Genomic DNA, 25,124 nt, shown 5'->3' with positions numbered 1-25,124 from the left:
GGTAGCATTTTATTAAATTCATGTTAATATCGCCTGATTGTTCAAATTTGGAGCAGGTTAGGAATGGAGCGATATATTATTCCCAGTGTTTTTCAAGCAATTCAATTGTGTCAATTCATTGCTAAATCTAAAACTGGATTAACGGCTACTCAAATTGAAGAGACACTTCACCTACCGCGTACATCTGTATTTAGATTACTAAGAACGTTGTCGAGTGAACGGGTAATTGAAAAACGAGGAACTCGCTACTTTTACGGTAGTAGAGTTTACGAAATTTCTGCGGCTAATTCTCGCGCCCGCCATCTTCAAAGGCTTATCGCACCGTCGCTTGCTTCTTTGTTAGCTTCTTCAGACTGCAGTGCCATTATATGTGTGCCAGGCGATTATTGTGCATTTGTTATTGATGTATTGGATGCGCGCCCAAGCCGTATATCAAGCATTCGTCCAGGAAGCAAACTTCCACTTTTTAACTCTGCACCAGGTCATATTATGCTCACATATCATAATCGTTATACACGCCTTAAAGATTCTGAAAAAATAGCGTTTTTCGATAAAAATCTAGCCACGAAATACCGGACTGAAGTATGTACTCGTGGGTTTGCCATGAGCTATTACACTAGACGGAATGCAACGTTACTTTCGGTTCCTGTATTTGCAAAAGAAGGAGAGTTTGTTGCCATGTTGGCGGTAGAACTTGAAGGCAAAGAGTTCGATTACAAGACATTACAATCATGGGGTGAAAAACTAAAGTCCATCGCTCGAATACCCCTAACCTTTAGTCTTGCTGATGAAGAGGAATCAGTGTGAAATATTTAGTATCTGGATGCGTAATACTATCGTGTGTATTTTTCTATTGCGGTTTATTTAGGTGTGAAGCCACGCCGTTAGCGTTTGATGGGGCAAGAGGATTTGGAAAGTATACAGAAGGCGGAAACCGTGGAAGAGTCCTAGTAGTTTCGTCATTAAATGATAATGCTAAATCCCCTCAAAAAGGTACGCTTAGGTGGGCAGTAAGACAGGCTTATCCTCGGCTCATCGTGTTTAGCGTTTCAGGCATTATTCACTTGGAGAAAGAGCTTGAAATAAAACATGGAAACGTGACTATCGCAGGGCATACTTCCCCTAGAGGCATCGTTATTTCAGGAGCTTCTACCAGCATAGAGGCTAATCAGGTTATTTTTCGGCACTTGCGCTTTCGGCCTGGCCGCTCAAGCGAAGAGGGCGATGCCCTCACGGTACGCAACACAAAAGATGTCATAATAGACCATTGTTCTCTTAGCTGGTCTAGCGACGAAGTAGGATCTTTCTACAACAACGAACGGTTCACACTTCAAAACAGCATTCTATCTGAGAGCCTGAATAATGCGGGGCACCACAAGGGTAACCATGGGTATGGCGGGATATGGGGGGGAAGCAATGCAAGTTTTATACAGAATTTACTTGCAAACCACACCAGCCGAAATCCTAGAATTAATGGGTGGCGGCTTAAGCCTCTTTATGCTCAGAAAAATGAATTTGTCGACATCAGAAACAACATAATTGCCAATTGGCAGAGCAACTCAACCTATGGAGGGGAAAATGGGAAAGCCAACCTTGTAGGTAATGTATACGTGCCAGGACCAGCTACACAGAAAGTGTGGTTCTATCAAATATGGGCGCTTGATAATCCCGCAACGTCGGTTTTTATTGCCGACAACGTAATGCGTTCTCATCCACAGATGACATCTAATAACCGGTTAGGTGTTGTTGTAAAGAATCTTAAGTTAAATACCCCATCCGCACAGCTTATATTAGACAACGTCTTAGTGGATAAGCCGCTTAATACAAAGGCGATTGATGCGCTGAATGACCCTATTGTAAGTGCAGAAGCGAGCTGGAATACATTGATCATTAACAGGAATATAGGCGCAAATCAAACTCGGTACGGTATGCAATTAGACCCTGTCGATACTCGGATTCTTGCCCAGCTAACAACTAATACGTATATGTATGAAAAGGGAATTATAGATAATGAGTTAGATGTAATGGCATGGGAAGACTACAACGAATACTTTAACCTGAAAATACCTTCCAACATTAAAATTCAGCAACCTGTTAGTGACGAAAAGTGGCAAATACTTGCTGGAATTACTCCAAATCAGCATTAATGATTCATATTTTAATATTTTGTTAAGAAGTGGTTAATTTTAATGTGAAATCTTTTCCTTTTGAGTGATAATGCCACCGGTGGCACGGCAAAGGCACCTACAGCGCTGTGTTGATTTTGGAATTTAGGAGTTCAAAACATGAAAGTGTTTAAATGGACAGCGCTTGCGCTAACGGTTTCCACAGCCTTTTCAGGCATGGCACAAACCAATGAGTCGATAGAAGATCAAACTGAACAAACCCAAGCTAGTGACACCCCTGATGATATAGAAGTAGTTGAAGTAAAAGGGGTTAAACAAGCCGATTTGAAAGCTCGTGATTTAGAGCGGATGAAAAGCGGGTTTAGTTCTGTTATTTCAACCGACGATTTAGGAAATTTTGTTGATCAAAACGTTGCTGAGTCTCTTAGACGGTTGCCTGGTGTTACGCTGCAGCGTTCTGAAGGTGAAGGGAAGTACGTAACGGTTCGAGGCCTTGGGCCTGGTTTTGTATCTATCAACATGAACGGTTCACAGATGTCAGGCGCAGGCGAAGAGCGCAAAGTAGGCCTAGATGCGCTGCCCGCTGATTTATTAGGAACCATTGAGGTACTGAAAACGCTGACCCCAGATCAGAATTTAAATTCGATTGGCGGCACCGTTAACGTAAAAGCAATATCGGCGTTTGATCGAGGAAAGAACACCCTCAAAATGCGCATTCAAGATGCATATTCAGATGCTCGTGAAGCCCATTCACCTAAATTTAGCATTGACGGGACTCAATTTTTTCTTGAGAACACCCTTGGCATAGGATTTGCGCTTTCACATGAAGACCGAAAAACGCAAATAGACGAAACCCGTCATCATAGTAGTAACGAAATGAAGTTTTACACGGCTGATTTAGGTAAAACCGAGGAAGAAATTGCTGCGGGAGACGAAATTCTCGCTCCGGCTCAGCTTGAAGTTCGCCGAGAAATAGCGGGGAGAACCCGACAAGCTGCAGCGCTTAATATTGAATACAAGCCTTCTGCAGATGCGTACTACTATGTTAAAGGAACGTACACGCAATTCGAAGACGACGATTTAGCCTTAAGGGAATTCTACGACTTTCAAGATGCCGGTTCGGTAGGTAATGGGGAAATTGTTTACGTAAACAGCCAAACAAAAGAATTTATTCTCAGTGATATCGATGTTTTTCATCAGCATTTTATTCAAGAAAGTGAGAACAAAACGGCGACCTTCAGTATCGGGGGAGAAAATAGAATTGCCGATAGATTTGTGTTCGATTATGAGTATGCCCAGTCTCGTTCTGACGAAGACTCAAACGGTGATAGGCGGGTTCAATTTCGCGAGCGCGACCTGATTGTATATGGCCAAGCATCTAGAGATAACATACGCGCAAAAACGCTTAGTCCAGATGAAGCAGCAGGTATCGCTGGTCTTTCTTATGACCCCAATAACAGCATATTTGGCACGTCGGGAAGTGGAGATGGCTCTGACCTTTCCAATTATCAATTCGATAATTTGTTTCTCGAAGGAGGCGACCGTGTTGATGAGATTAAAACCTTCAGTTTGAATTTACGCGCCGATGTTTTTAACGACTGGTTAGACTTCATTAAGATAGGTGCCGAAGTTACCGAACGAGACCATGTGCGTAATAAAGACCGGTGGAGTTTCGATCCTTCTGCGAGTGATTGTAGCGACGAGGTTTGCATTGCGGCTGTTAATTCCACTTTGGCCGATTATGAAAGTAGTATTCCTGACAACAGCGCCTTTCAACTGCCCTTCGAAAGTCGTAGTGTTGTTGATGAAATCGTTAATGCTACACGGCAAACGGTGGTGCCCGCGACCAACGGTGAAGTATCAATAGAAAGTACTAAAGGCGACTACAGCATTGTTGAAGATACACAAGCAGTCTACGCAATGGCGGAACTTCCACTTGGAGCTGACGCTACGTTAACAACGGGCGTTCGTTGGGCACAAACAGAATTTTCATCTGCGGGTTATATGTCACTTGAAAACGATGACTTTGAGTTCAATGGGGCAGGAGCGGGTACGTTAGATATTGCTATTCCTCTTCCTGATGCAACCATCAAATACAGTGAGTTTTTCCCAAGCGCACATGTGAAATGGGAGCCCTCTGAAACCTTGTTAGTTCGGGGAGCGGTATGGACCAGCTTTACGCGTCCATCATTTAAACAAGCACGCGCATATGCCATTTTTGATAGTGATATTGAGCTGTGCCCTCCGGGCTCTGATGACTGTGACGATAGCCAAGGTGGCGCTTCGTTACAACAGCTTAGCCAGTTTGTATTGGGCTCTGACAACGCATTAGATGTTGGCAATCCTAATTTATTGGCAATGACCTCGATTAACTACGATGCATCAATTGGATGGTATCCTAGCGAAAACCTATTCATGGAAGCGGCTGTGTTTTACAAAGACATCGATAATTTTATTGTTGATGTTAACGGTATAGGCATGTCGCTTGATGAACTTCCCCTTACGTTACCGGTTAATCAGGTGACCGAGTTTGTCATTCCACAAGACTTATACCTCAACGAAATCAACATTACCGTTAATGGGGACAAAGCCACCGTATTTGGGATAGAGCTTAGCTACAATCAATACTTTGAAAATGGTTTTTTCTTGCAAAGCAACGCGACTTTGCTAGATAGCGAAGCCACTTTAGATAGCAGTATTCGTCAGGGAACTGTGGCCTTACCGGATCAGGCTGATACAACATTTAATCTTGTTGTAGGGTGGGAAAGTAAAACCTTTTCGGCTCGATTGATTGGCAATATGCGCTCAGAAGTTCTTGAGCAAATTGGCTCCTGTCCAGGCACTGCTAATTTGAACGATCCAAAAGCTTGTAAGGTATGGGGTGACCAATATCAAGACGATGTGAAAAGTCTCGACTTCAAACTTCAGTACGACATCACTGATTATGCCCAAGTCTATTTCGATGCAATTAACCTTACCGATGAAGCCGACTTGCGCTATTTCGAAGGCAATGCCTTAAGTGGCGGTAATGTGCTGTTTCAAAAGGAAGAGTATGGCCGCAGCTATCAGCTTGGCGTAAATATTAAGTTCTACTAATTGTTTGTGCTGGGGTAACCCGGCTTTATCCACCCTATATCGCTGGAGCGGACAATTTAAGACGTAGTGCGCCCAGTAGAAAATGGAGATTGAGTACTATGAAACTCACAAAAATAGCAGCCCTTGTGGGCGGTGTTATTCTCATTAGCGCCTGCGGCGAAAAAAGCAACACTAATGTCACCCTTCCCCCAGATCCCGCATTAACAGGGGTGTTTGTAGACAGTCCGGTGTCGGGGTTGGGTTATACATCTGCATCGGTCCCCGATGGCGTAACCAATGCCAGTGGAGAGTTTTCTTATTTTAGAGGTGAGCAACTAAGCTTTCATATAGGTGACCTCATATTTCCTGATGCGCCAGCATCTAGTGTTATATCACCTCTCGATTTATTCGCTACCGACAACCCATTTAATCAATCGGTAGTGAATACCATTCGTTTGCTTCAATCGTTAGATATTGATGGCGATGCTAGCAACGGTATATCGGTTAGCGATAGCGCGGCTAATGTGGCAGTGGCCACCCTTGATGACGGGCAGTCACTTGGTGATTTCTTTAATCAATCAGATGCTGATTTTGCCGCCGACGTAGAAATTTGGCTAGGCTCGGCTGGCGGGGCGAGTAGTACCCTTGTTGATAAAGCAACTGCCGTAACTCACTTCGTCAATTATCTTGAAACTGATCTTGGTACATTGTTTCCAAATACCTTTGATGTGACAAAATTTACTGGGGAAATATACGCCCCAAACATTAAAGGGCGTACGGTTTCTCAAGCCACTTATACCTTTACACCAAGCGATGAAACAAATTTAGCAGGTGGTTTTGTACGGGTTCACGGCGAAACTAACGTTACTGGCAGTTACACGTTTTCATTTGGCAGAAAAGTCATTACGTTAAATTATGACGATCAGACTGAGCACCTTATTTCTCGGGCTTACAATACGGTAAACGATGTATACAGCCTTTGTGTGGTATCGGGCGAAGAAGCCACGACTAACGCGTTAGCACTACAAGTTGAAAGTTGTCTGGCTAAAGACGATCCCGCAGCGTATTTGTTCGCTTTTACTCAAGCACAGTCTGACGCACAATTGATGAAGTTAGAGGAGGCCGCGAACGCTATTCAAGCCGCACTAGAAGAGAATTTTGATACCGATACAGATACATTTTTTTCATCTTCATATAAACGTCTAAGTGACGAGCCTGATGCTGGTGCGCTTTATTACGTTACCGGTGGTAGCCCATTAGTTGATGCTACTACAGGACAGCTTACCTTGGAAGGCGATCGGTTTAGCATTGGAAACGCCGCTCAAAACCCTGGTGCAAACACATCTTCATCTAATACCGTAGGCTCGGGTATTTACAACCTGAGTGAAGGTTTTACCATTAGCTTCGATGTTATTTCTCATAATAGTGGTGGGTCATTCTCGCTTTATGTCGACAACAACACGACAGGACAAGATAACTCTGTACATGGTGCTGCCTCTAAATTTGTGAGTGAAGGTTTAGCGGATGGCGCTATAGTGGCGGGTGAACGTTTCACTTATACCTACGAGCCTGGCGACGATATTGGCGGTGGTGATCCCACGGCTCCAGATGCCAAAATACTCGACAGCAGTATCACTAATAGCTTCTTCCAATTACGCACAGACTCAAGTGCAACGATTACCATTGATAATTTAAAAATTGAGACGATAGCAGATGCGGTTGAACCGCCTCCGCCGTCAGAACCGGATCCTACCGAGCCTGAAGAACCCGTTATTATTCCAAGTGTATCGCTACCCCTGTCGCTCAGCTTTGCCGAAGAGAGTGAAGATATATTTTCAACTAATTTTGCTGCAATAGAAAATGGGGAGGGTGAACAAGTTCCTATGCTTAGTATTACCGGCGGCTCTGTAACTCAGGTTGCAACCGGTATTGAACTGGATGGTGGTCGTTTCACGTTAGGAAACACTGAGCCGGATGTAATAAGCTCGTCTGACGATACATCTTCTACCGGCGCACTCGATTTAAGTCGGCCATACACGGTGGTATTCGATGTTATCTCAGCGGAAGATACCGAAGGCGATAATCACTTCCAAATTTACGTAGATAATAATACGTCAGGTAGCGCTAATTCACACTTAGGGGGAGATTCACGTTTCTTTAATGAGCCGGTGGTTGATTTAGTAGCAGGGACTACCATGACCGTAGAGGGGCAGGTAGCGACACCAAATTCATACCTACAATTTAGAACCGAAAGTGGCTCAGTTGTCGTAATCGACAATATTCATATTGAGTATATCGAAGCGAATGTATTGTTAGATGAAACGTTTGAAACCGATATCGATACTTTCTTTAGTGCAGAGTATAAAGCGACCGATGCTACTACGCCTTTTTATAGTGTTACCGGTGGTGGTTCAGGTATTACCATCACTGACGGCGAATTATCTATGGACAGCGCTCGATTCACGTTGGGCAATACCACTCCTGAAATCGATACCACAGCTGAAGATACCACCACGACTGGCGTGCTTGATTTAAGCCGTGAATACACGATTAGCATGGATGTGATTGCTATAGAAGATGCCGAAGCTAATAACAACTTCCAAATCTATGTCGATAACAATACCAGTAGTAGTGGTAAGTCGATACATGGCAGTGATTCTAAGTTCTACAGCGAACTCATTACCTCCCTCATACCAGGCCAAAAGTTGACGATAGAAGGATTGGTTGCAACGCCCACGTCGTTTCTTCAAATGCGAACTGAAAGTGGCGGTAAAGTAGTGATTGATAACGTGGTCATCGCCTACGTTGGTGATGCGCCTAACAATAGTCAGTTCAATTGTGATAGCGAGCCTGAACTTTATTTTTGTGACGATTTTGCAGAAGGTTCATTGGATAACTTTACCCTGATTGCAGACGATGCAGGCACTAACGGACCTCAAGGCGTATTCGATATTCTTGATGATGATGGCAACAACGTTCTTCGTTATACCGCTGGTGGCGAAGGCGGGGAAATTTTGTTAGTTAAAGAAACGGCACTAAGTGGGTTGCCTGAAAGCGGCAATTATTATGTCGAAGCCCGTATTCGTCCGCGTCAAAATAGTACTACTCGTAACAAACAACTTTTCTTAATGGGGCGTTATGTTAGTGCTGGCAACTGGTACGCTGGTGGACTTAATATACAAAATTCATCGAGTAGCACGCAAGTTGAAGTGGCGATTAGTACTGATGGGAGCATTGCCCGTCCTGTACAGAAAAAATCACCTATCTTGCTAGGTGAAAAAGAGGAAACTGATGGCACGTGGTATCGAGTACGTTTTGACATGGATGGTGAAAACCTAACGGTTTACCTTGATGGTGAAAACATGGGGAGTACTGTGGATTCAACCTATAACGCAGCGGGTTTAATAGGAATTTTTACCAACAACAGATCTTTTGAATTAGATGACCTCAAGGTTGGAAACCCGTTGGTAAAGCCGGTTCAGCTTACGCTTGATTATAAAGAGCCTAATTGGGAAACCACCACCAGTAGCGATCCGTTGTTTATCTATGTCACCGCAGTGCAAGATGATGGTATTACCGAAGATACATTTACCGTAACAACCAGTGATGCCAATGTATTAACGATTGCTCAAGATGGCCCGCAGGTGACACTTACGCCTACGGCTGAAGGAAATGCGATAGTCACAATCACATCGGGTTCTGACCCCACGTTAGTAAAGCACATTGCTGTTACTGTCGAGGAAGGATTTATTATGCCGACGGCCGCTTATGGTGATTTGTCTGCGGATACGATCCCCAGTTCTGGCAATCAAAATGCTTATGTCGATACGCTACTCACCTTAACGTTTGACGATACGCCCACGTTAGGGAGTAGCGGTGAAATTCGCATTTACAACGCTTCTGACGATACGCTTGTCGATGTGGTGAATGTAGCTGGTGATACCGACTACATTGGTTTCAAAGGCCAGGAAAGACAACGCAAAGTTAATTATCGTCCAGTTTACGTTAAGGGGAATTCACTTGTAGTTAAGCCGCATACAAATGCACTCGATTACGGTCATTCTTACTATGTATCTATTGGGGATAACGTCTTAACCAGCGGTACTCTGAATGGAGAAACGTTTGTAGGCCTTGGGAAAGATGCGGATTGGGCCTTTAGTACTCGAGAGGCCGCTCCTTCAGGCAATTCGATTGTCGTTGATGACGACGCTGAGGCCGATTTTCGCACGGTGCAGGGCGCGCTTAATCACATTATGCAAAATGTCCCTGTTGAAACACCGTCGAACGTCACGATTAGAGACGGTGAATATCAAGAAATGCTGTTCTTACGGGGTAACAATAAGGTTACTTTGCAAGGAGAGAGCCGTGACAATACCCTTGTTTATTACGACAACTTTGAAAGCTTTAACAGCGGGAGTGGCAAAAGCGAAGCGCCCTCAACAGGGACTCCTTCAGGCGGCAGAAGTGTGTTTCTTATAGAGGGCGTAGATGACTTAACCTTTAATAACTTTACTCTGAAAAATTCACATATTCGAAGTAATGCCTATTCAAACCAAGCAGAAACACTTTATTTTAATAGCGATGCCGGAAGATTAACCGCGGTGCGTATGAACTTTGTCAGTGAACAAGATACGCTCTTGCTTAAAGGCTTTAGTTGGTTCTACCAATCGTTAGTGGCAGGCAATGTAGATTTCATCTGGGGCTATGTTGATACTGCGTTGTTTGAAGAGAGTGAAATTCGAACAATTGGTGATTCTAAAAATGGAGATCCAGAGGAAGACACCGCAGGTGGGTACATTCTGCAGGCGAGAGTTCCTGAGATTACCAATAAAGGTTTTATTTTCCTGAACAATCAATTTACCCATGGACCAGGTCCTATCGGTAACGGTGTACTTGATAACTCAACCTATATTGCACGCAGTGGTGGAAGTGCGGATTACTTCGATAATATCACCCTTATTAATAATCGATTTGATACTCACATAGCGACTAGGGGCTGGGCGGGTGAAGGCGTTCGAAACCAACCCGCTACCAATCCTAGTCCAGCAACATCGACGGCAGGCTGGCGCGAGTATGGCAGTATGGACATCAACGGTAACCCACTAGATCTTTCAGCTAGAGAGTTCGTGTACATTTTATCTGAGAGTGAGGTTGCTGCGCTTACCAATCGAAGTGATATTTTTTCTCATTTTAACAATGGTGAAGGCTGGGAACCGCAAGCACCCAATGTACCAGAGATTGCGCCGGCACCTACCTTTACGGCAAGCGGCTTCGCACAGTATAGTTTCGATTTAACTGGTGGAGCGGGTGGAACGGTCGTTACTGTGGATAACGGTTTGGATTTAAAGACTGCACTGGATAATGCAAGTGCAGCGAATACACCGATAACGATTTATGTTGATGGCACTATTACTGATGCCAACTCAGGAGGCACGGGGTCTGCCATTGAAATACGTGATATGAATGATGTGTCGATTATTGGTGTGGCCAACAGAGGTGAATTTGATGGAATTGGTATTTTAATTAAACGTGCCAATAATGTGATAATTCGCAACTTACGTATCCACCATGTACTTACAGAAGGTAAAGATGCTATCTCTATTGAAGGTGATAACGACGGTTCAAGCACAAGCAATATTTGGATCGACCATAACGAGTTATATAGCACCTTAGCGGTAGATAAAGATTTTTACGATGGGTTAGTTGATAGTAAACGGGGCGCAAAAAATATTACTATTTCATACAATTATCTGCATGATCACTGGAAGGCATCGTTGCACGGTCATACCGAAAGCGATACTAGCAGTGCAAGCACTGAGCGCTTAATTACCTTCCATCACAATCGCTTTGAGAATATTGAATCTCGATTGCCATTATTTCGCTATGGCCACGGGCATTTGTATAATAACTACTATAACCAAATATCCTCTACCGCCATCAATTCGAGAATTGGTGCTGAGTTACAAATTGAGAACAACGTGTTCGAGAATACCAAAAACCCAATAGTATCTTTTTACTCCGATGTTATTGGGTATTGGAACACATCGGGTAACGTATTCGGTGAGGGAGTCACGTGGTCTGAGCCTGAAGAAGGGGATGTTGTCGCTGGGCCAGATGCAACTCCTACATCAAGTTTTGAAGTACCTTACGATTATGTGCTTGAAAACGCAGATGTCGTGAAGCAGCGTGTTATTAATCACTCTGGCGTAGGTAAGATTATCCAAGATATGTCTGCTATTCCAGGTAAACACTAATACGCAAACTGATGATGAGTTGAAAAGCGCCATTATTGAGAAGATAATGGCGCTTTTGAATGTCAGAAAAATATCTTAAAACGCACGTCTCTAAGGTATTAGCTTTAGCGTATTAATGGCATCACTCCCCCTCTTTCGAATACTGAAATACCTCATTAAAGGGCTTATTAAATACCAAGGCAATTTTGAAGGCGACTTCAAGGGAAGGGGAGTATTTTCCTTTTTCAATTGCCATGATAGTTTGTCGCGTAACGCCCACCTTTGACGCGAGCTCTTGCTGAGTCATTTCATCGACAAGAAAGCGTAAGGTTCTTATATTGTTGGTAATTGTGTATTTAGCCGTCATTAACTTTCTTTCCGGAAGTAGTAAATCTCAGTACCAAATCGGGTTACTTCCGAGAGCCAAAAAATAAGGACTAATTTTAGCTCAATAGGTGCAAGAGCATAATTGCTATAGCTATTTTGCACGTCAAAATCGATATGGTTATTGATCATCTGCTGTATCACACAACTAACAATACCAGCTGATAGCACCCAGTAGCCCGCATTGTTTGCGGTAAGTCGATGATAACGCTCTCGCTCATCTTCAGGGATGTTAGCATCTTCTTGCTGGTTCATTGCTAACGCGATGTGTAAAGCTACCTCTAAGATTATGAAGGCAATAGTAATTCGCATGATGAGGGCGGTGGTGTCATCTAGGCTAGTATTTGGTTGCAAAAACATAAGTGTGTATACGCTATCTCCAAAGATAGAGGCGATCACCGCAGATACTAGCAAAGACACCCACAAACTTTTCTCTCTGAACGAAATCATTATTTTTCTCCGCGCCCTATTAATGGTGATTAAGTTTTACTTTGTGTATATTAAATATAACTTGATGTTAAATATACTATACATTTGTGCTTGTAGAAAGCTTGTGGTAGGTTGTTACAAAGTATGTTGTAGGCGATGTTGTAGTAGGTGAAAGTACCCTAGGCGGATTTCTTTGAAGGTTTAGATATGCTGGCCACAAAAAAGCTCGCCTAAGCGAGCTTTTAAATAGATTACGTGCAACGAGGCACGGTTAACGTGCTGTTTCACATGTCGATATTAAACGCCAATATAATCCATAATACCGTCTGCAGCTTTTCTGCCTTCATCGATAGCCGTAACCACAAGGTCACTACCACGCACCATATCACCGCCAGCAAAGATTTGCGGGTGTGATGTTTGGAAAGCATATTTACCGGCAGCAGGGGCGCGTACGCGACCTTTTTCGTCTAGCATAATGCCAAACTCAGCAAACCAAGGGGCAGGGCTAGGCTGGAAACCAAACGCGATAATAATTGCATCTGCTTCAACCACGTGCTCTGAACCTTCAATTTCAACGGGGCGACGACGGCCGTTAATATCCGGTGGGCCCATTTCGGTTTTTACGAATTTAACACCGCATGCGTTGCCTTCACTATCAACAGCAATGTCTAAAGGTTGAATGTTGAACATGAATTCAACCCCTTCTTCTTTTGCGTTAACCACTTCTCGGCGAGAGCCAGGCATGCTTTCTTCATCTCGACGATAAGCACATATTACGCGGTCGGCTTCTTGGCGGATAGACGTACGTACACAGTCCATGGTGGTATCACCACCCCCAAGAACCACTACGCGTTTGCCTTTCATATCAACAAAGTCGGCTTCGTCTTTTTCAAGACCCATCACGCGGTTTGTGTTTGAGATAAGGAAAGGCAGGGCATCATGAACACCGTGTACATGTTCATTTTCAAAGCCGCCTTGCATCGATTTATACGTCCCCATGCCTAAGAACACAGCGTCGTAGTCATCTAGCAGGGTTTGCATTTCAATGTCTTTACCAATTTCAGTCTTAAGTACAAACTCAACACCCATGTCGGTAAAGATTTCGCGGCGAAGCTTAATCACGTCTTTTTCAAGCTTAAATGATGGAATACCAAAGGTTAGCAAGCCGCCAATTTCTTCATACTTGTCGAATACAACAGGCTTCACACCGTTTCGAACAAGAATGTCGGCACAAGCTAATCCGGCTGGGCCCGCACCTACAATAGCGACTTTCTTATCTGTCCAAACTACGTCAGACATATCTGGGCGCCAGCCCATTTTAAATGCGGTATCGGTAATGTATTTTTCAATACTACCGATAGTTACCGCGCCAAAGTCGTCATTTAGGGTACATGCCCCTTCGCATAGTCTGTCTTGAGGACAAACACGGCCACATACTTCTGGCAAGCTATTGGTTTTGTGCGATAACTCAGCCGCCTCAATAATACGGCCTTCATTGGCAAGGTCTAACCATTGAGGAATGTAGTTATGTACTGGGCATTTCCATTCGCAATACGGGTTACCGCAGTCCAAGCAGCGATCTGCCTGGCCTTCGGTTTGTGACTGACTTAACGGCTGATAAATTTCAGCGAACTCGTGTTTACGCACCATGATCGGCTTTTTCGGCGGATCGATACGTTCAACATCGACAAACTGGTATACGTTCTTTGCCATAAACTTTTCTCCTCCTACTGAGCCTGAATGCGCAATTCAGCGCTTGAACGACTGATGTGGCCTAATAGGTTCTTCACATCACTGGTCTTCGGCTTAATAAGCTTGAAGCGTTTCAGCGTTGCCGCGAAATCGGTTAGCAAGCCTAACGAATGGTCGCTGCCAGTTTCTTCGTAATGCTGATTAATAAGACCACGTAAGTGCTCTACTAAAATCGCTTTACCGTCAACAGGCATAATCTCAATAAGATCTTGGTTTACACGGTTATCGAGGTCGTCGTTGTCGTCCATAAGGTACGCAAAACCACCTGTCATACCGGCACCGAAGTTCACGCCTACTGGGCCAAGTACAGCAACAATACCACCGGTCATGTATTCACAACCGTTGTCACCAATACCTTCAACTACCGCAATAGCACCTGAGTTACGTACACCAAAACGCTCACCGGCTCGGCCTGCAGCAAATAATTTACCGCCAGTTGCACCATATAAGCAGGTATTACCCATAATGGCACTTTCATGCGCATTATAAGTCATGTTTCTTGGTGGATGAATAACAAGCTTACCGCCAGTCATTCCTTTACCTACGTAATCGTTGGCGTCACCTTCAAGATGCATGTGCAAGCCGCCTGCGTTCCACACACCAAAACTTTGGCCGGCAGTACCGGTAAGATTCACTTTTATCGGTGTATCTTCAAAGTCGTGGTTACCATGGTGCTTGGCAATTTCACCTGACAACAATGCACCTACCGAACGGTCAGTATTGCGAACAGGATATTTCAATTCAAGTGACTCGCCGTCAACAACTGCTTGTTGTGCGTCTTTGAGCATTTGTGCGTTAAGCACACCTTTATCAACGGGCTCATTGGTGGTTTGCGAGCAGAATAAACGGGTATGTTCACCTGCTTTCGGTCTTACCAACAACGGCGTTAAATCAAGGCGGTTTTGCTTCGCAGTCACACCGTCAATCACTTTAAGTAGCTCAGTACGGCCAACAAGGTCGTCAAACTTAGTCACGCCAAGGGCGGCCATAATTTCACGTACTTCTTGAGCAATAAACTTAAAGTAGTTCATTACCATGTCTGGCAAACCAATGAAGTGGTCGTCACGAAGCTTTTGATCTTGTGTTGCTACACCGGTCGCACAGTTGTTCAAGTGACAAATACGTAAGTATTTACACCCTAACGCCACCATAGGACCCGTACCGAAACCGAAGCTTTCCGCACCTAAAATACCCGCTTTAACAACGTCTAAGCCTGTTTTTAGGCCGCCGTCAGTTTGTACGCGTACTTTATGGCGAAGGCCGTTTTCAATTAGGGCTTGTTGTGTTTCAGACAAACCTAATTCGAACGGGCTTCCAGCATACTTAACCGACGTTAGTGGGCTAGCGCCTGTGCCGCCGTCGTAGCCTGACACTGTAATAAGGTCTGCATAGGCTTTTGCTACACCAGTAGCAATAGTACCTACACCAGGTTCAGACACTAACTTCACTGAAATCAGTGCAGTTGGGTTCACCTGTTTCAAGTCGAAGATAAGCTGGGCTAAATCTTCAATTGAATAAATATCGTGATGTGGTGGAGGCGAAATAAGGGTTACTCCAGGCACTGAGAAGCGCAGCTGGGCAATGTACTTATTCACTTTGTCGCCAGGTAACTGACCACCTTCACCAGGCTTCGCGCCTTGGGCCACTTTAATTTGAATAACATTCGCATTCACAAGGTAATGCGGTGTTACCCCAAAGCGACCAGAAGCAACCTGCTTTATTTTCGAGTTCTTTTCAGTTCCAAAGCGTGATGGATGTTCACCACCTTCTCCTGAGTTCGACTGCCCGCCTAAGCGGTTCATCGCAATCGCCAAAGCTTCATGCGCCTCTGGGCTTAATGCACCAATAGACATAGCGGCGGTATCGAAACGCGGGAACAAGTTCTGCGCGCTTTCTACTTCGCTAATATCAACAGGCTCGCTTTGTGGGTCTAGCGCTAGCAAGTCACGAATGTGCGCAGGAGAGCGCTCGTTAACCAGTTTTGCATACTGTTGGTAATCGCTGTATTCGCCACTCATTACTGCTTTTTGCAGTGTGCTGACTACATCAGGGTTATATGCATGGTATTCGCCGCCGTGAACATACTTGAGCAAACCACCATGATCAACAGGCTTGCGTTTTAACCAAGCAACACGGTTCAGGTTAACAGTATCTTGTTGGAAGTCGTCGAAATCGGCACCTTGAAGGCGCGAGGTAACACCTCTGAAACACAGATCCATTACCGCATCGTTAATACCGATAGCTTCAAATAGTTTCGAACTACGGTAACTCGCCACGGTACTGATACCCATTTTCGACATTATTTTGTACAAGCCTTTGTTAATACCTTTACGGTAATTCAATGTGGCTTGCATTGGTGAAATGTCGAGTTCGCCTTTTTCACAAAGCTGCTCAATGGTTTCGTAGGCTAAGAACGGATAAACCGCGGTAGCACCTAAACCTATGAGTACGGCGAAGTGATGAGGGTCACGGGCACTGGCTGTTTCAATGACTACGTTAGCGTCGCAACGTAGTGATTTATCAACTAGACGGCGCTGTACTGCACCAACGGCCATAGCAGCTGGAATAGGTAAGCGGTTTTGTCTGATGTTGCGGTCGGATAAAATCACGAACGCCGCACGCTTTTGTTTAACTAAGTGTTCTACTTCATTACAGATACGCTCGATGGCTTTCTTCAAGCCTTCTTGCGGTTGGTACTGAAGTTCAACCACTTCTGAATAGTAGTTATCAGGGTTAAATTCACGTAGCTGTTTTAAATCGGTATACATGAGTATTGGCGAGTTAAACAATACGCGGTCTGCATAACCTGAGGTTTCGCTGAATACGTTTTGCTCTCGGCCAATACAGGTGGCTAACGACATTACATGGTTTTCACGTAACGGATCGATAGGCGGGTTAGTTACCTGTGCAAACTGCTGACGGAAATAATCGTAAACGGTACGCTGGCGTGAAGACATGACCGCCATTGGCGTATCATCACCCATAGAACCTACGGCTTCTTGACCGTCTTTCGCAAGTACCTTGATAACTTGCTGAATTTCTTCATAGCTATAGCTGAACTGCTTGTGGAATACCGAAATGGTGTCGTCATCAAAAACGCGCTTGCCAATCAGTGAAGCATCAAGTTCTTCAATAGGGGTTAAATGACGAATATGTTTATCGAGCCACTCTTTATAAGGGTGGCGCGCTTTTAACTCTTCATCAATTTCAGTGGAACGCCAGATTTTACCTGTGTAGGTATCAACGGCTAGCATTTCACCAGGGCCTACGCGGCCTTTTTCAATAACGTCAGCTTCTTCGTAATCCCAAATACCTACTTCCGAGGCAAGCGTGATGAAGCCATTTTTAGTGATAACGTAGCGGGCAGGGCGAAGACCATTACGGTCAAGGTTACATGCCACATGGCGACCGTTCGTTAATACGATACCGGCAGGGCCATCCCACGGTTCCATGTGCATTGAGTTAAACTCATAAAATGCACGTAGGTCGTTATCCATAGTTTTGTTGTTTTGATATGCAGGCGGCACTAATAAACGCATGGCACGGAATAAATCCATACCACCGGCTAAAAATAGCTCAAGCATGTTATCAAGTGACGATGAATCAGAACCTTCGGTATTAACAAAAGGGGCTGCTTCTTTCAAATCAGGAATAAGCGGCGTAGCAAATTTAGATGCACGTGCCATTGCCCAATCTCGGTTACCTTTAATGGTATTAATTTCACCATTATGGGCCAAGAAACGGAACGGCTGAGCCAACGGCCAACGTGGAAGCGTGTTGGTTGAAAAGCGCTGGTGGAATACACAAATAGCACTTTTTAAACGCTCGTCGGCTAAATCTAAATAGAAAGCTGGTAAGTCTTTCGGCATTACCAAGCCTTTATATATCGTTACCAAACCAGATAGGCAGGCAACGTAAAAATCTGGATCGCTTTCAAGGCGCTTTTCAGCACGTCGACGCACCATATAAAGGCGGCGTTCAAGATCGCGCTTGCGCCAACCTGCTGGTGCATTCACAAATACTTGTTCTATTTGTGGCACGCCGGTAAGAGCAAGTTCACCCAAAACAGAGCGATCGACAGGCACTTCGCGCCAGCCAACAACACTAAGGGTTTCTTTTTCAAGTTCTTCATTCAACACCTCACGCGCAGTTTGCGCAAGGGCCTGGTCCTGGCTTAGAAAGATCATGCCAACGCCGTATTTTTTGCTGAGTTTCCAGCCATTTTCTGCGGCGATAGTATGGAAGAACGCATCCGGTTTCTGCAGTAGTAAACCACAGCCGTCTCCGGTTTTCCCGTCAGCGGCAATACCGCCTCGATGCTGCATACGGTCTAAACCGTGAATAGCAGTCTCTACTAGCGTATGGCTAGCTTCTCCGTGGGTATGGGCGATTAAGCCAAATCCACAGTTATCCCGGGAATCGTTGGGGTTGTATAAACTCATCTCTTAACTCCTTCAACCTTTGACTGGGGCAAGGTGTGCGTTGCGTGTAGATGCGCCTAGGTATTGCGTATCACAACATTGTTCAGACGTCTTTTGTCGAGCTGGCACTATTACCGCTCTATGCGCCTTTTCTTGTCGTTATTTATTATTAGAGGATTCCAGTCGTGTTCCGCATTTTTATGCATTATTGCTTTGCGGGGCGTACAAAATACCTATATTGATATGTAAAATCAAACGCTAAAGTAGGGGGTATAACAAAGATTTAGCATATAGTTTAAAATATTCACTATTTTCATGGTGTTAAACTTATAAATTCATCTTTGTAACAAAAATGTTATAACCCAATATATCGTCTTATTGGTAGGCAATGAAAGTATAGCAAGTGTCTTTAAATCGCCAAAAGTGAATAAAAATTCATGTTGAGGCGTTTAATATCTAGTCAAGGGCTTGTTTGCTGTATTTTTATGTAGTTGTAAATCCTTTCTTACACGATACCAGAATCATTCAGTATTGTACAAATAATGCACCGTAGTAAGTCAATTCACCCAAACGCGCAGCCACTCTTCAATATTTGCGAACTCAGTGAGCATTTCCGTAATGCATAAACCCTGATAGGATATGTCGAAAATAATCCTAAAAATAAGTCGTTCATGCATTCAGATTCTCCAAATGACTCTTGGGCTATTCGCTTTGCACAATTTGTGCAGCGCTTTGGTACGCTTAAGTTAAGTATTCTGTTCGTGGTATTTTCGCTGGTATTTACGCTTGGCGGCTCTTACGTAATTCGTGTAAGCATGGGCAGTGCGGTACAACCTGATGACTTTATCAGCGCGGTTATTCTAACCATGCTTTCGGCACCTTGGGTGCTGTACTTTTTTAGCGAACTAATAAAGCAGTTAGAAAACTCACGTACCAATCTTAAAGAAGTGGTAAGCCAATTAGAGCGCTTGCGAGAAGAAGATGTTTTTCTTAACCGCGAGTTGCAAACTAATATTCGCCAATTAAATCACGAAATTGAGCAGCGTAAATTAGCGCAAGAAGAGCGTGAAGCCTTATTTAAAGACTTAGAGCGTGAAATTCAGGATAAATCTGAACAAGAAGCACAAGCCCGCCGCTTGTCTACCTTACTTCGCTCGATTATCGATGCCTCGCCAGATCTTATTTACTACCGAAATGAAGAAGGGCGTTTTGCTGGCTGCAATCGTATAGCAGAGCTCATGACAGGTAAGACCGAGCAAGAACTGCTTGGTTTAACGCCAACTGATGTTTATGAAGAAGACCTAGCCCGTCAAATAGTCGCCAGCGACCACGAAGTGCTGGAAACTAACGCCAGTATCACCGAAGAGTTATGGCTGCGCTTTGCCGATGGCCGCCGTCGCTACTTCGAAATGAAGCGAGTACCTTTCTTCGATAAAGAAGGCAATCGTTTAGGCTTGCTATCATTTGGTCGAGACATGACTGAACGTAAACAAGCAGAAAATGCAGCAGCGAAAGCCAGTACCGATAAAACGCGCTTTATCGCCACGATTAGCCACGAGCTACGTACGCCGCTAAACGGTATTGTTGGCTTAAGTAGAATGCTTCGCGATACCGAGTTAAGCGAAGAGCAATTTAGCTGGGTAAGTACTATTTATGCCAGTGCTATCACCCTTGGCAATATCTTCAACGATATTATCGACCTTGATAAGCTAGATAGAGACAAAGTTGAACTGAGCTTGAAGACCGTATCGCTTCGAGATTTTACCGAAGAGCTAAGCAGTATTATTCGACTGTTAGCCGGTGATAAACAGTTAGAGCTTAAAACCACGATTAAAGAGCCTCTACCAAGGTTGGTTGAAGTAGACGGTACGCGCTTGCGCCAGATTTTGTGGAATATCCTGTTTAACGCAGTGAAGTTTACCCAAAAAGGTCACGTAAGCTTATCGATTGAAGCCACCAAACCTGAAAATGACTTAGCGTTCGTCACCTTTGTGATTGAAGATACTGGGGTAGGCATACCTGAAGAAGAGATAGAAAAGATCTTCGCCATGTACTATCAGGTTGATCACCCTGACCACCAGTCTGCTACGGGTACTGGCATTGGATTGGCTATTTGTAAGCAAATGGTCGATTTGATGAAGGGTAATATCAAAGTTACCAGTGTGGTAGGTAAAGGTACGCGCTTTGAAATAGAGCTACCGGTAGAGATATCGAAAAAGCCTATGCAAGTGGCGCAGCTTCAAGTTACCGATTTGAATATTCTGTTGGTAGAAGATATTGAGCTTAACGTGATGGTTGCCAAAGCCTTGCTAGAAAAAATGGGACAAAAGGTAGATGTGGCCATGACAGGGCAAGAAGCCATTGATAAAGCCCGAGCTACCCAATACGACCTGATACTGTTAGACATTCAATTACCAGATATGACCGGCTTCGACGTGGCCAGTACGCTGCATGAAGAAGACTTAGTGATGCAAACGCCTATTGTGGCACTTACTGCGAACGTGATTAAAAAGCGGGAAGAGTATTTGCAGAACGGCATGGACGATATTATCGCCAAGCCCATTAAGAAGTCTCGCGTGATTGAGGTGTTTAACGAGTTATTCCATGCGCCACCTGCGCCGTTGGAAATTGAAGGGCAGGTAGAGCGCCCACCAGAGCCGAGTAAAATATTAAGTAACATTTTAGATATGGACTTGCTCCAGATGTTAGTGGATACAATAGGCGATGATATGGTGCGGGCAAGCGTTAAAGTGTTTCAGGAAAAAATGCCTGAATACATGGAAATTCTGCAGTTAAGCCTAAGTGCAGATGAAAAATCTGAAGTGTGCTCTCAAGCGCATAAGATTAAAGGGGCTGCAGGCTCTGTAGGGCTTGCACGTGTGCAACGTATTGCCAATCAAATTCAACAAGGGGATCACCCTACCTGGTGGCAGAACGTCCACGATTGGGTTGAAGAGTTGCAAATGGCTGTACAGCACGACATGAAAGCACTGCAGGAGTGGCTTAATCAGCAGCGGGTAGACGATTAAATCGTTTAACAAAAAACGGGGCTGGTTAAGCCCCGTTTTTATTTAGAAGTCGATTTCGCGAGTTTACAAGGGGTAGACATAATGACATTAGGAACCGAAAACGAAACGTTTAGTAATGCTCAGCTAAACGCTATAACAACTAATGAAAACACGTCTGCATCAGACATACCGCAACTTTACCAACTAAACTTAGAAGCTATTTCTCCGCGTTACCGCGTTATTAACATCTCATTGGCTTTTTGCAGTGCGTTTGTATTGATCATGGTTGCTAGCGCGCTACGGTATCAGTCGTTCTTTGTGTTACCAGACCCCTTAGTGATTGCTTACCCGTTTATTGTGATGGGAATTTGTGTGCTGGGATGTTTATGGACGACCTATCACTTTTTTGCCGATCCGCTCATCAAATATGCCTTACGAGAACAAGACTTAAGCTTGCAATCAGGCTTGGTATTTAGGTCGTTGTCTTGCCAGCCTATATTGCGTGTTCAACACGTTGAATTAAAGCGTGGGCCTATTGCTCGTTTAGCCGGGCTAGCTTCTTTACAGGTATTTTCAGCTGGTGGTGCTACCCACACATTTGAAATTCCAGGTATAGAGGTAGAAGTAGCAGAACGATTAAGGCAGTTTATTCTCGATCATAAAGATGTGAGTGCAAAATAGTGGCTTCCCCCGAAGTAGACACGGTGAAGCCTTCCAAAAGCAGCGAGGGCGCCCAAGCGGTTAAGGTTGACACCGGCGAAGAGTGGCGCAGACTGTCACCCATAGCTATTGCGTATTTTACCCTACGTAGCATTAAAAATATGGCACAAGGTGCTATTTATGCCGTACCCGCCATTGCAGTAACGGCAAACATTACCGATAACATTCAATCCCCCAACACCTTGTTAAGTATTGCAGCTATCCTCATTATTTTCTTTTCAAGCGGTGTGGTTAGCTTCTTCATGTACCGCTTTCGAGTTAGCAATCAGCATGTTGAAATTCACAGTGGGGTATTTTCTCGAAGTTATACCAATCTGCCATTTTGGCGTATTCAGAATGTAAAAATTGAATTACCTTTCTACTACCGCCCATTCGGTTTCGCATTGGTGATCCTAGATACTGCTGGAAGTGCAGGAGAAGAGGCGAAAATAGTAGCGGTTCCATTGGTGTATGCCCATGCCCTTAGAAAACAAGTGCTGGCCGAGCACCAAGAGCATGGCCATCAAGAACGCGAGACCAGCGCCAATGTAAATGACAGCGGTCATGTAAATATTAGAGCGCATGCGAATAATAGCAGCCAAGCTTGTGTTGAGGGCGACCCAAGCAAGCGCTATTCTGAAACCAATGAAGATGGCGAAACCATACTTAATAGGCGCTCTATCACCGATATCGTGATCCACGGCATTACCAACAACCGAGTATGGATTTTATTAGGTGCTGCAGCCCCCTTTTATGACAATGCCTTTGGCTATCTATCGGAATGGTTGGCTGAAAAGGGCTTGCAGTTAAATCAACTTGTGGGAGAACAGACTATAGCGTGGTGGCAGTTCGGCTTGTATGCTTTTGTTATGTTGATGATGGCCATGGCAGTAGTGGCACTGATTAGTATTGGCGGCGCTCTGTTTACCTTTTACGACTATACCTTGTCACGCCAAGATGATAGGTACATTCGCAGAAGTGGTTTATTGAATAAACAAGAAGTGAGTATGCGGGCATCTCGCATTCAGGTTATCTCGGCAAAGCAAGATTGGTTAGATAGAATACTTAAGCGTGTGAACTTGTATTTCGAGCAAAATGCATCGATTGGGCACAGTACCAATGAACTAATGTCGCCAAACCGGCTTATTGTACCTTCTGTTACCGAAGACGAAGCGGATGAATTAAGCCAAGAGGTTATGCCGGAAAGTAAAATTCGCCGTAGCGATTACCAGTCTATTAGCAAGCGGTATATTTTACATTGGGTTATCGCAGGGCTTTCTATTCCTTTTGTGGTGGGTGCTGGATTTGGTATCTATATAGAGCATTTAGATATTACCGCAGGGGTGACCTTTGTTAGCGTATTACTGCTGGGTGTTATTGCGCTTAGATGGTGGCGCTGGGGCGTGGCAAGTGATGATAAATACATTTATGTAAGGCGAGGCCGCATAGGCGTGGATTACTTATGCTTCGAACCCTACAAAGTTCAGCAGGTGGTGGTAAAGCAAAGTGTATTCATGAAAAGGCGAAAGCTGGCAACGGTGCAGTTTGTATTAGCATCAGGGGCTATTTCAGTACCGTTTTTACCTGAAGACTATGCGAATGAGTTGGCGAATAACGTGTTGTTTGAAGTGGAATCGAAACGAAAATCTTGGATGTAGCGGCAACGCTGATAAAAAGCGATGCGCCGCTGCATCCAAGGTATTAAAAAGTAATATTGCCACTATCTGTTATCAGGTATCTACTATCTACTATCTACTATTTATGAGCATTAAAGGTTAATGCGTCCATTATATCGTAGCAGGCACCCATAGTATGGTAATCGGTTTTCCCGACTGGGCTTTTAGTGGTTTCTAACTTGCCATTTTCAGGCGATAGAATTCTGAACCACGCCCCATACTCATGATCGACAAAATGCGTCCACGCGTATTGCCAAATACGATAGTACCAATCCCAGTATTTATCATCTTGAGTGACGATAGCCAACCTTGCCGCACAGGCGAAACTTTCTGCCTGCACCCAGAAATATTTTTCGTTGTCGCAAACGCTGCTATCTGGCGCAAACCCATAGGCTATACCGCCATTTATGCTATCCCAACTTATATCTATCACAGCATCAAACAGGCTTTGCGCTCGCTCGACCAGCCAAGGTTGAGGGCTATACTGATTAAGCTGTAACAACAGTTTAGACCATTCTGTATGATGACCAGGCTGAAAACCCCATGGGCGGAATAGGTTTTTAGGATCGTTTTTGTTGTACTCCCAATCAACCTCCCAGTTTGAAGTGTAATGTTCCCATATACGGTTATCAGCTTTTGCTGCTTGGCGTAAGGTAATATTTTCGGCAACCAGTAAAGCGCGTTTTAAAAAGCGCTGGTCTTGGGTGGCTTCAAAGGCCGCTATTAACGCTTCGCAGCTATGCATATTTGCATTCTGTCCACGGTAGTCACTGCAAATACTAAAATCAGCGTTAAACTCGTCTTTGTAGAGCCCGTAATCCTTATCCCAAAAGTGGGTGTCCATTAACGCGAAGGTCTCGTCTAAATAGTATTTCGCCTCAGTAATACCAGCTCGATATGCCCAGCTGTAGGCTAGCATTACGAAGGCTAATCCATAACAATGATTGGTAGCATCTTTAACGCTGTGCTCAACACCCTCTACATTTAACACCCACGCATAGCCTTGGGTTTCGGGGTTTAAGTGATACTCCCGAAGAAACTTAATTCCAGACGCCACTCTAGATAGATACCGGCTATCACCAAAAGTTAAATAAGCGCGAGCGTAATTGAAAACAAATCTGGTTGAGCTAACCAGATGGCGTGTGTTTTCGTCAAACACACTGCCATCATCAGAAAAATTTTGATGGAAGCCACCAGATAGGGCATCAACATTCGGTTCGTAAAATGCCAAAATACTTTTTATATGTTGGCTAAGAAAATCCGGTGATGAAAACCCGAGATCGCTAGGCGTTTTATTCGTTGTCACTGAAGTCATCATTAT

Annotated in this window: 12 protein-coding genes; 7 read left to right on the top strand and 5 right to left on the bottom strand. The window is 44.3% G+C overall.

The window, feature by feature from the left end:
• The first annotated feature begins 63 nt into the window (after nt 1-63).
• The 4 genes from AV939_RS15855 (at nt 64) to AV939_RS15840 (ending at nt 11,455) form a co-directional block, all read left to right on the top strand.
• Nucleotides 64-807, top strand: coding sequence for an IclR family transcriptional regulator (locus tag AV939_RS15855; RefSeq protein ID WP_057789754.1), 744 nt, complete (start codon nt 64-66; stop codon nt 805-807).
• Nucleotides 804-2,147 carry a pectate lyase family protein gene (locus AV939_RS15850; RefSeq protein ID WP_231751132.1) on the top strand — a complete coding sequence of 448 codons (1,344 nt, stop codon included), beginning with the start codon at nt 804-806 and terminating at the stop codon, nt 2,145-2,147. Before AV939_RS15855 ends, AV939_RS15850 begins: the two co-directional genes overlap by 4 nt.
• A 138-nt stretch (nt 2,148-2,285) precedes the next feature.
• Nucleotides 2,286-5,222 (top strand): TonB-dependent receptor, encoded by a 2,937-nt coding sequence (locus AV939_RS15845; RefSeq protein WP_057789756.1) that lies wholly within the window; start codon nt 2,286-2,288, stop codon nt 5,220-5,222.
• Between the two features lie 98 nt (nt 5,223-5,320).
• Nucleotides 5,321-11,455, top strand: coding sequence for a pectinesterase family protein (locus tag AV939_RS15840; protein ID WP_061997890.1), 6,135 nt, complete (start codon nt 5,321-5,323; stop codon nt 11,453-11,455).
• A 121-nt stretch (nt 11,456-11,576) separates the two neighbouring features.
• Here AV939_RS15840 and AV939_RS15835 read toward each other — a convergent pair whose 3' ends face one another.
• The 4 genes from AV939_RS15835 to gltB all read right to left on the bottom strand — a co-directional run bounded on the left by AV939_RS15835 (nt 11,577) and on the right by gltB (nt 18,441).
• A complete protein-coding gene (locus tag AV939_RS15835; protein WP_057789758.1) occupies nt 11,577-11,801 on the bottom strand; it encodes a helix-turn-helix transcriptional regulator in 225 nt (74 codons plus the stop codon).
• Nucleotides 11,801-12,268: a hypothetical protein gene (locus AV939_RS15830; protein ID WP_057789760.1), complete on the bottom strand. Its 468-nt coding sequence runs from the start codon at nt 12,266-12,268 to the stop codon at nt 11,801-11,803. The genes AV939_RS15835 and AV939_RS15830 overlap by 1 nt, the downstream gene beginning before the upstream one ends.
• A 276-nt stretch (nt 12,269-12,544) precedes the next feature.
• The gene (locus tag AV939_RS15825; RefSeq protein ID WP_057789763.1) at nt 12,545-13,960 is read right to left on the bottom strand and encodes an FAD-dependent oxidoreductase; all 1,416 of its coding nucleotides are present in this window, start codon (nt 13,958-13,960) and stop codon (nt 12,545-12,547) included.
• A gap of 14 nt (nt 13,961-13,974) precedes the next feature.
• Nucleotides 13,975-18,441, bottom strand: coding sequence for a glutamate synthase large subunit (gene gltB, locus AV939_RS15820; RefSeq protein ID WP_057789764.1), 4,467 nt, complete (start codon nt 18,439-18,441; stop codon nt 13,975-13,977).
• A 650-nt stretch (nt 18,442-19,091) separates the two neighbouring features.
• Between gltB and arcB the strand changes: the two genes are divergently transcribed.
• From arcB to AV939_RS15805, 3 genes are all read left to right on the top strand, one after another.
• On the top strand, nt 19,092-21,449 hold the full coding sequence (gene arcB, locus AV939_RS15815) for an aerobic respiration two-component sensor histidine kinase ArcB (RefSeq protein WP_057789766.1): 2,358 nt from the start codon (nt 19,092-19,094) through the stop codon (nt 21,447-21,449).
• 81 nt (nt 21,450-21,530) lie between these two features.
• Entirely contained in the window at nt 21,531-22,109 is a 579-nt protein-coding gene (locus tag AV939_RS15810; protein WP_061997889.1) for a PH domain-containing protein, read from the top strand.
• Complete coding sequence (locus AV939_RS15805) at nt 22,109-23,785, top strand: PH domain-containing protein (RefSeq protein ID WP_057789771.1); 1,677 nt, start codon at nt 22,109-22,111, stop codon at nt 23,783-23,785. Before AV939_RS15810 ends, AV939_RS15805 begins: the two co-directional genes overlap by 1 nt.
• Before the next feature lie 97 nt (nt 23,786-23,882).
• Here the strand turns inward: AV939_RS15805 and AV939_RS15800 are convergent, their stop codons facing one another.
• Nucleotides 23,883-25,121 carry an AGE family epimerase/isomerase gene (locus AV939_RS15800; RefSeq protein WP_231701230.1) on the bottom strand — a complete coding sequence of 413 codons (1,239 nt, stop codon included), beginning with the start codon at nt 25,119-25,121 and terminating at the stop codon, nt 23,883-23,885.
• Nucleotides 25,122-25,124: the final 3 nt, after the last annotated feature.

Source organism: Alteromonas sp. Mac1 (assembly GCF_001562125.1).
GTDB classification, from domain to species: domain Bacteria; phylum Pseudomonadota; class Gammaproteobacteria; order Enterobacterales; family Alteromonadaceae; genus Alteromonas; species Alteromonas stellipolaris.
Note: the sequence above shows the minus strand (reverse complement) of the source record. Positions and strands in the feature narration are given on the sequence as shown.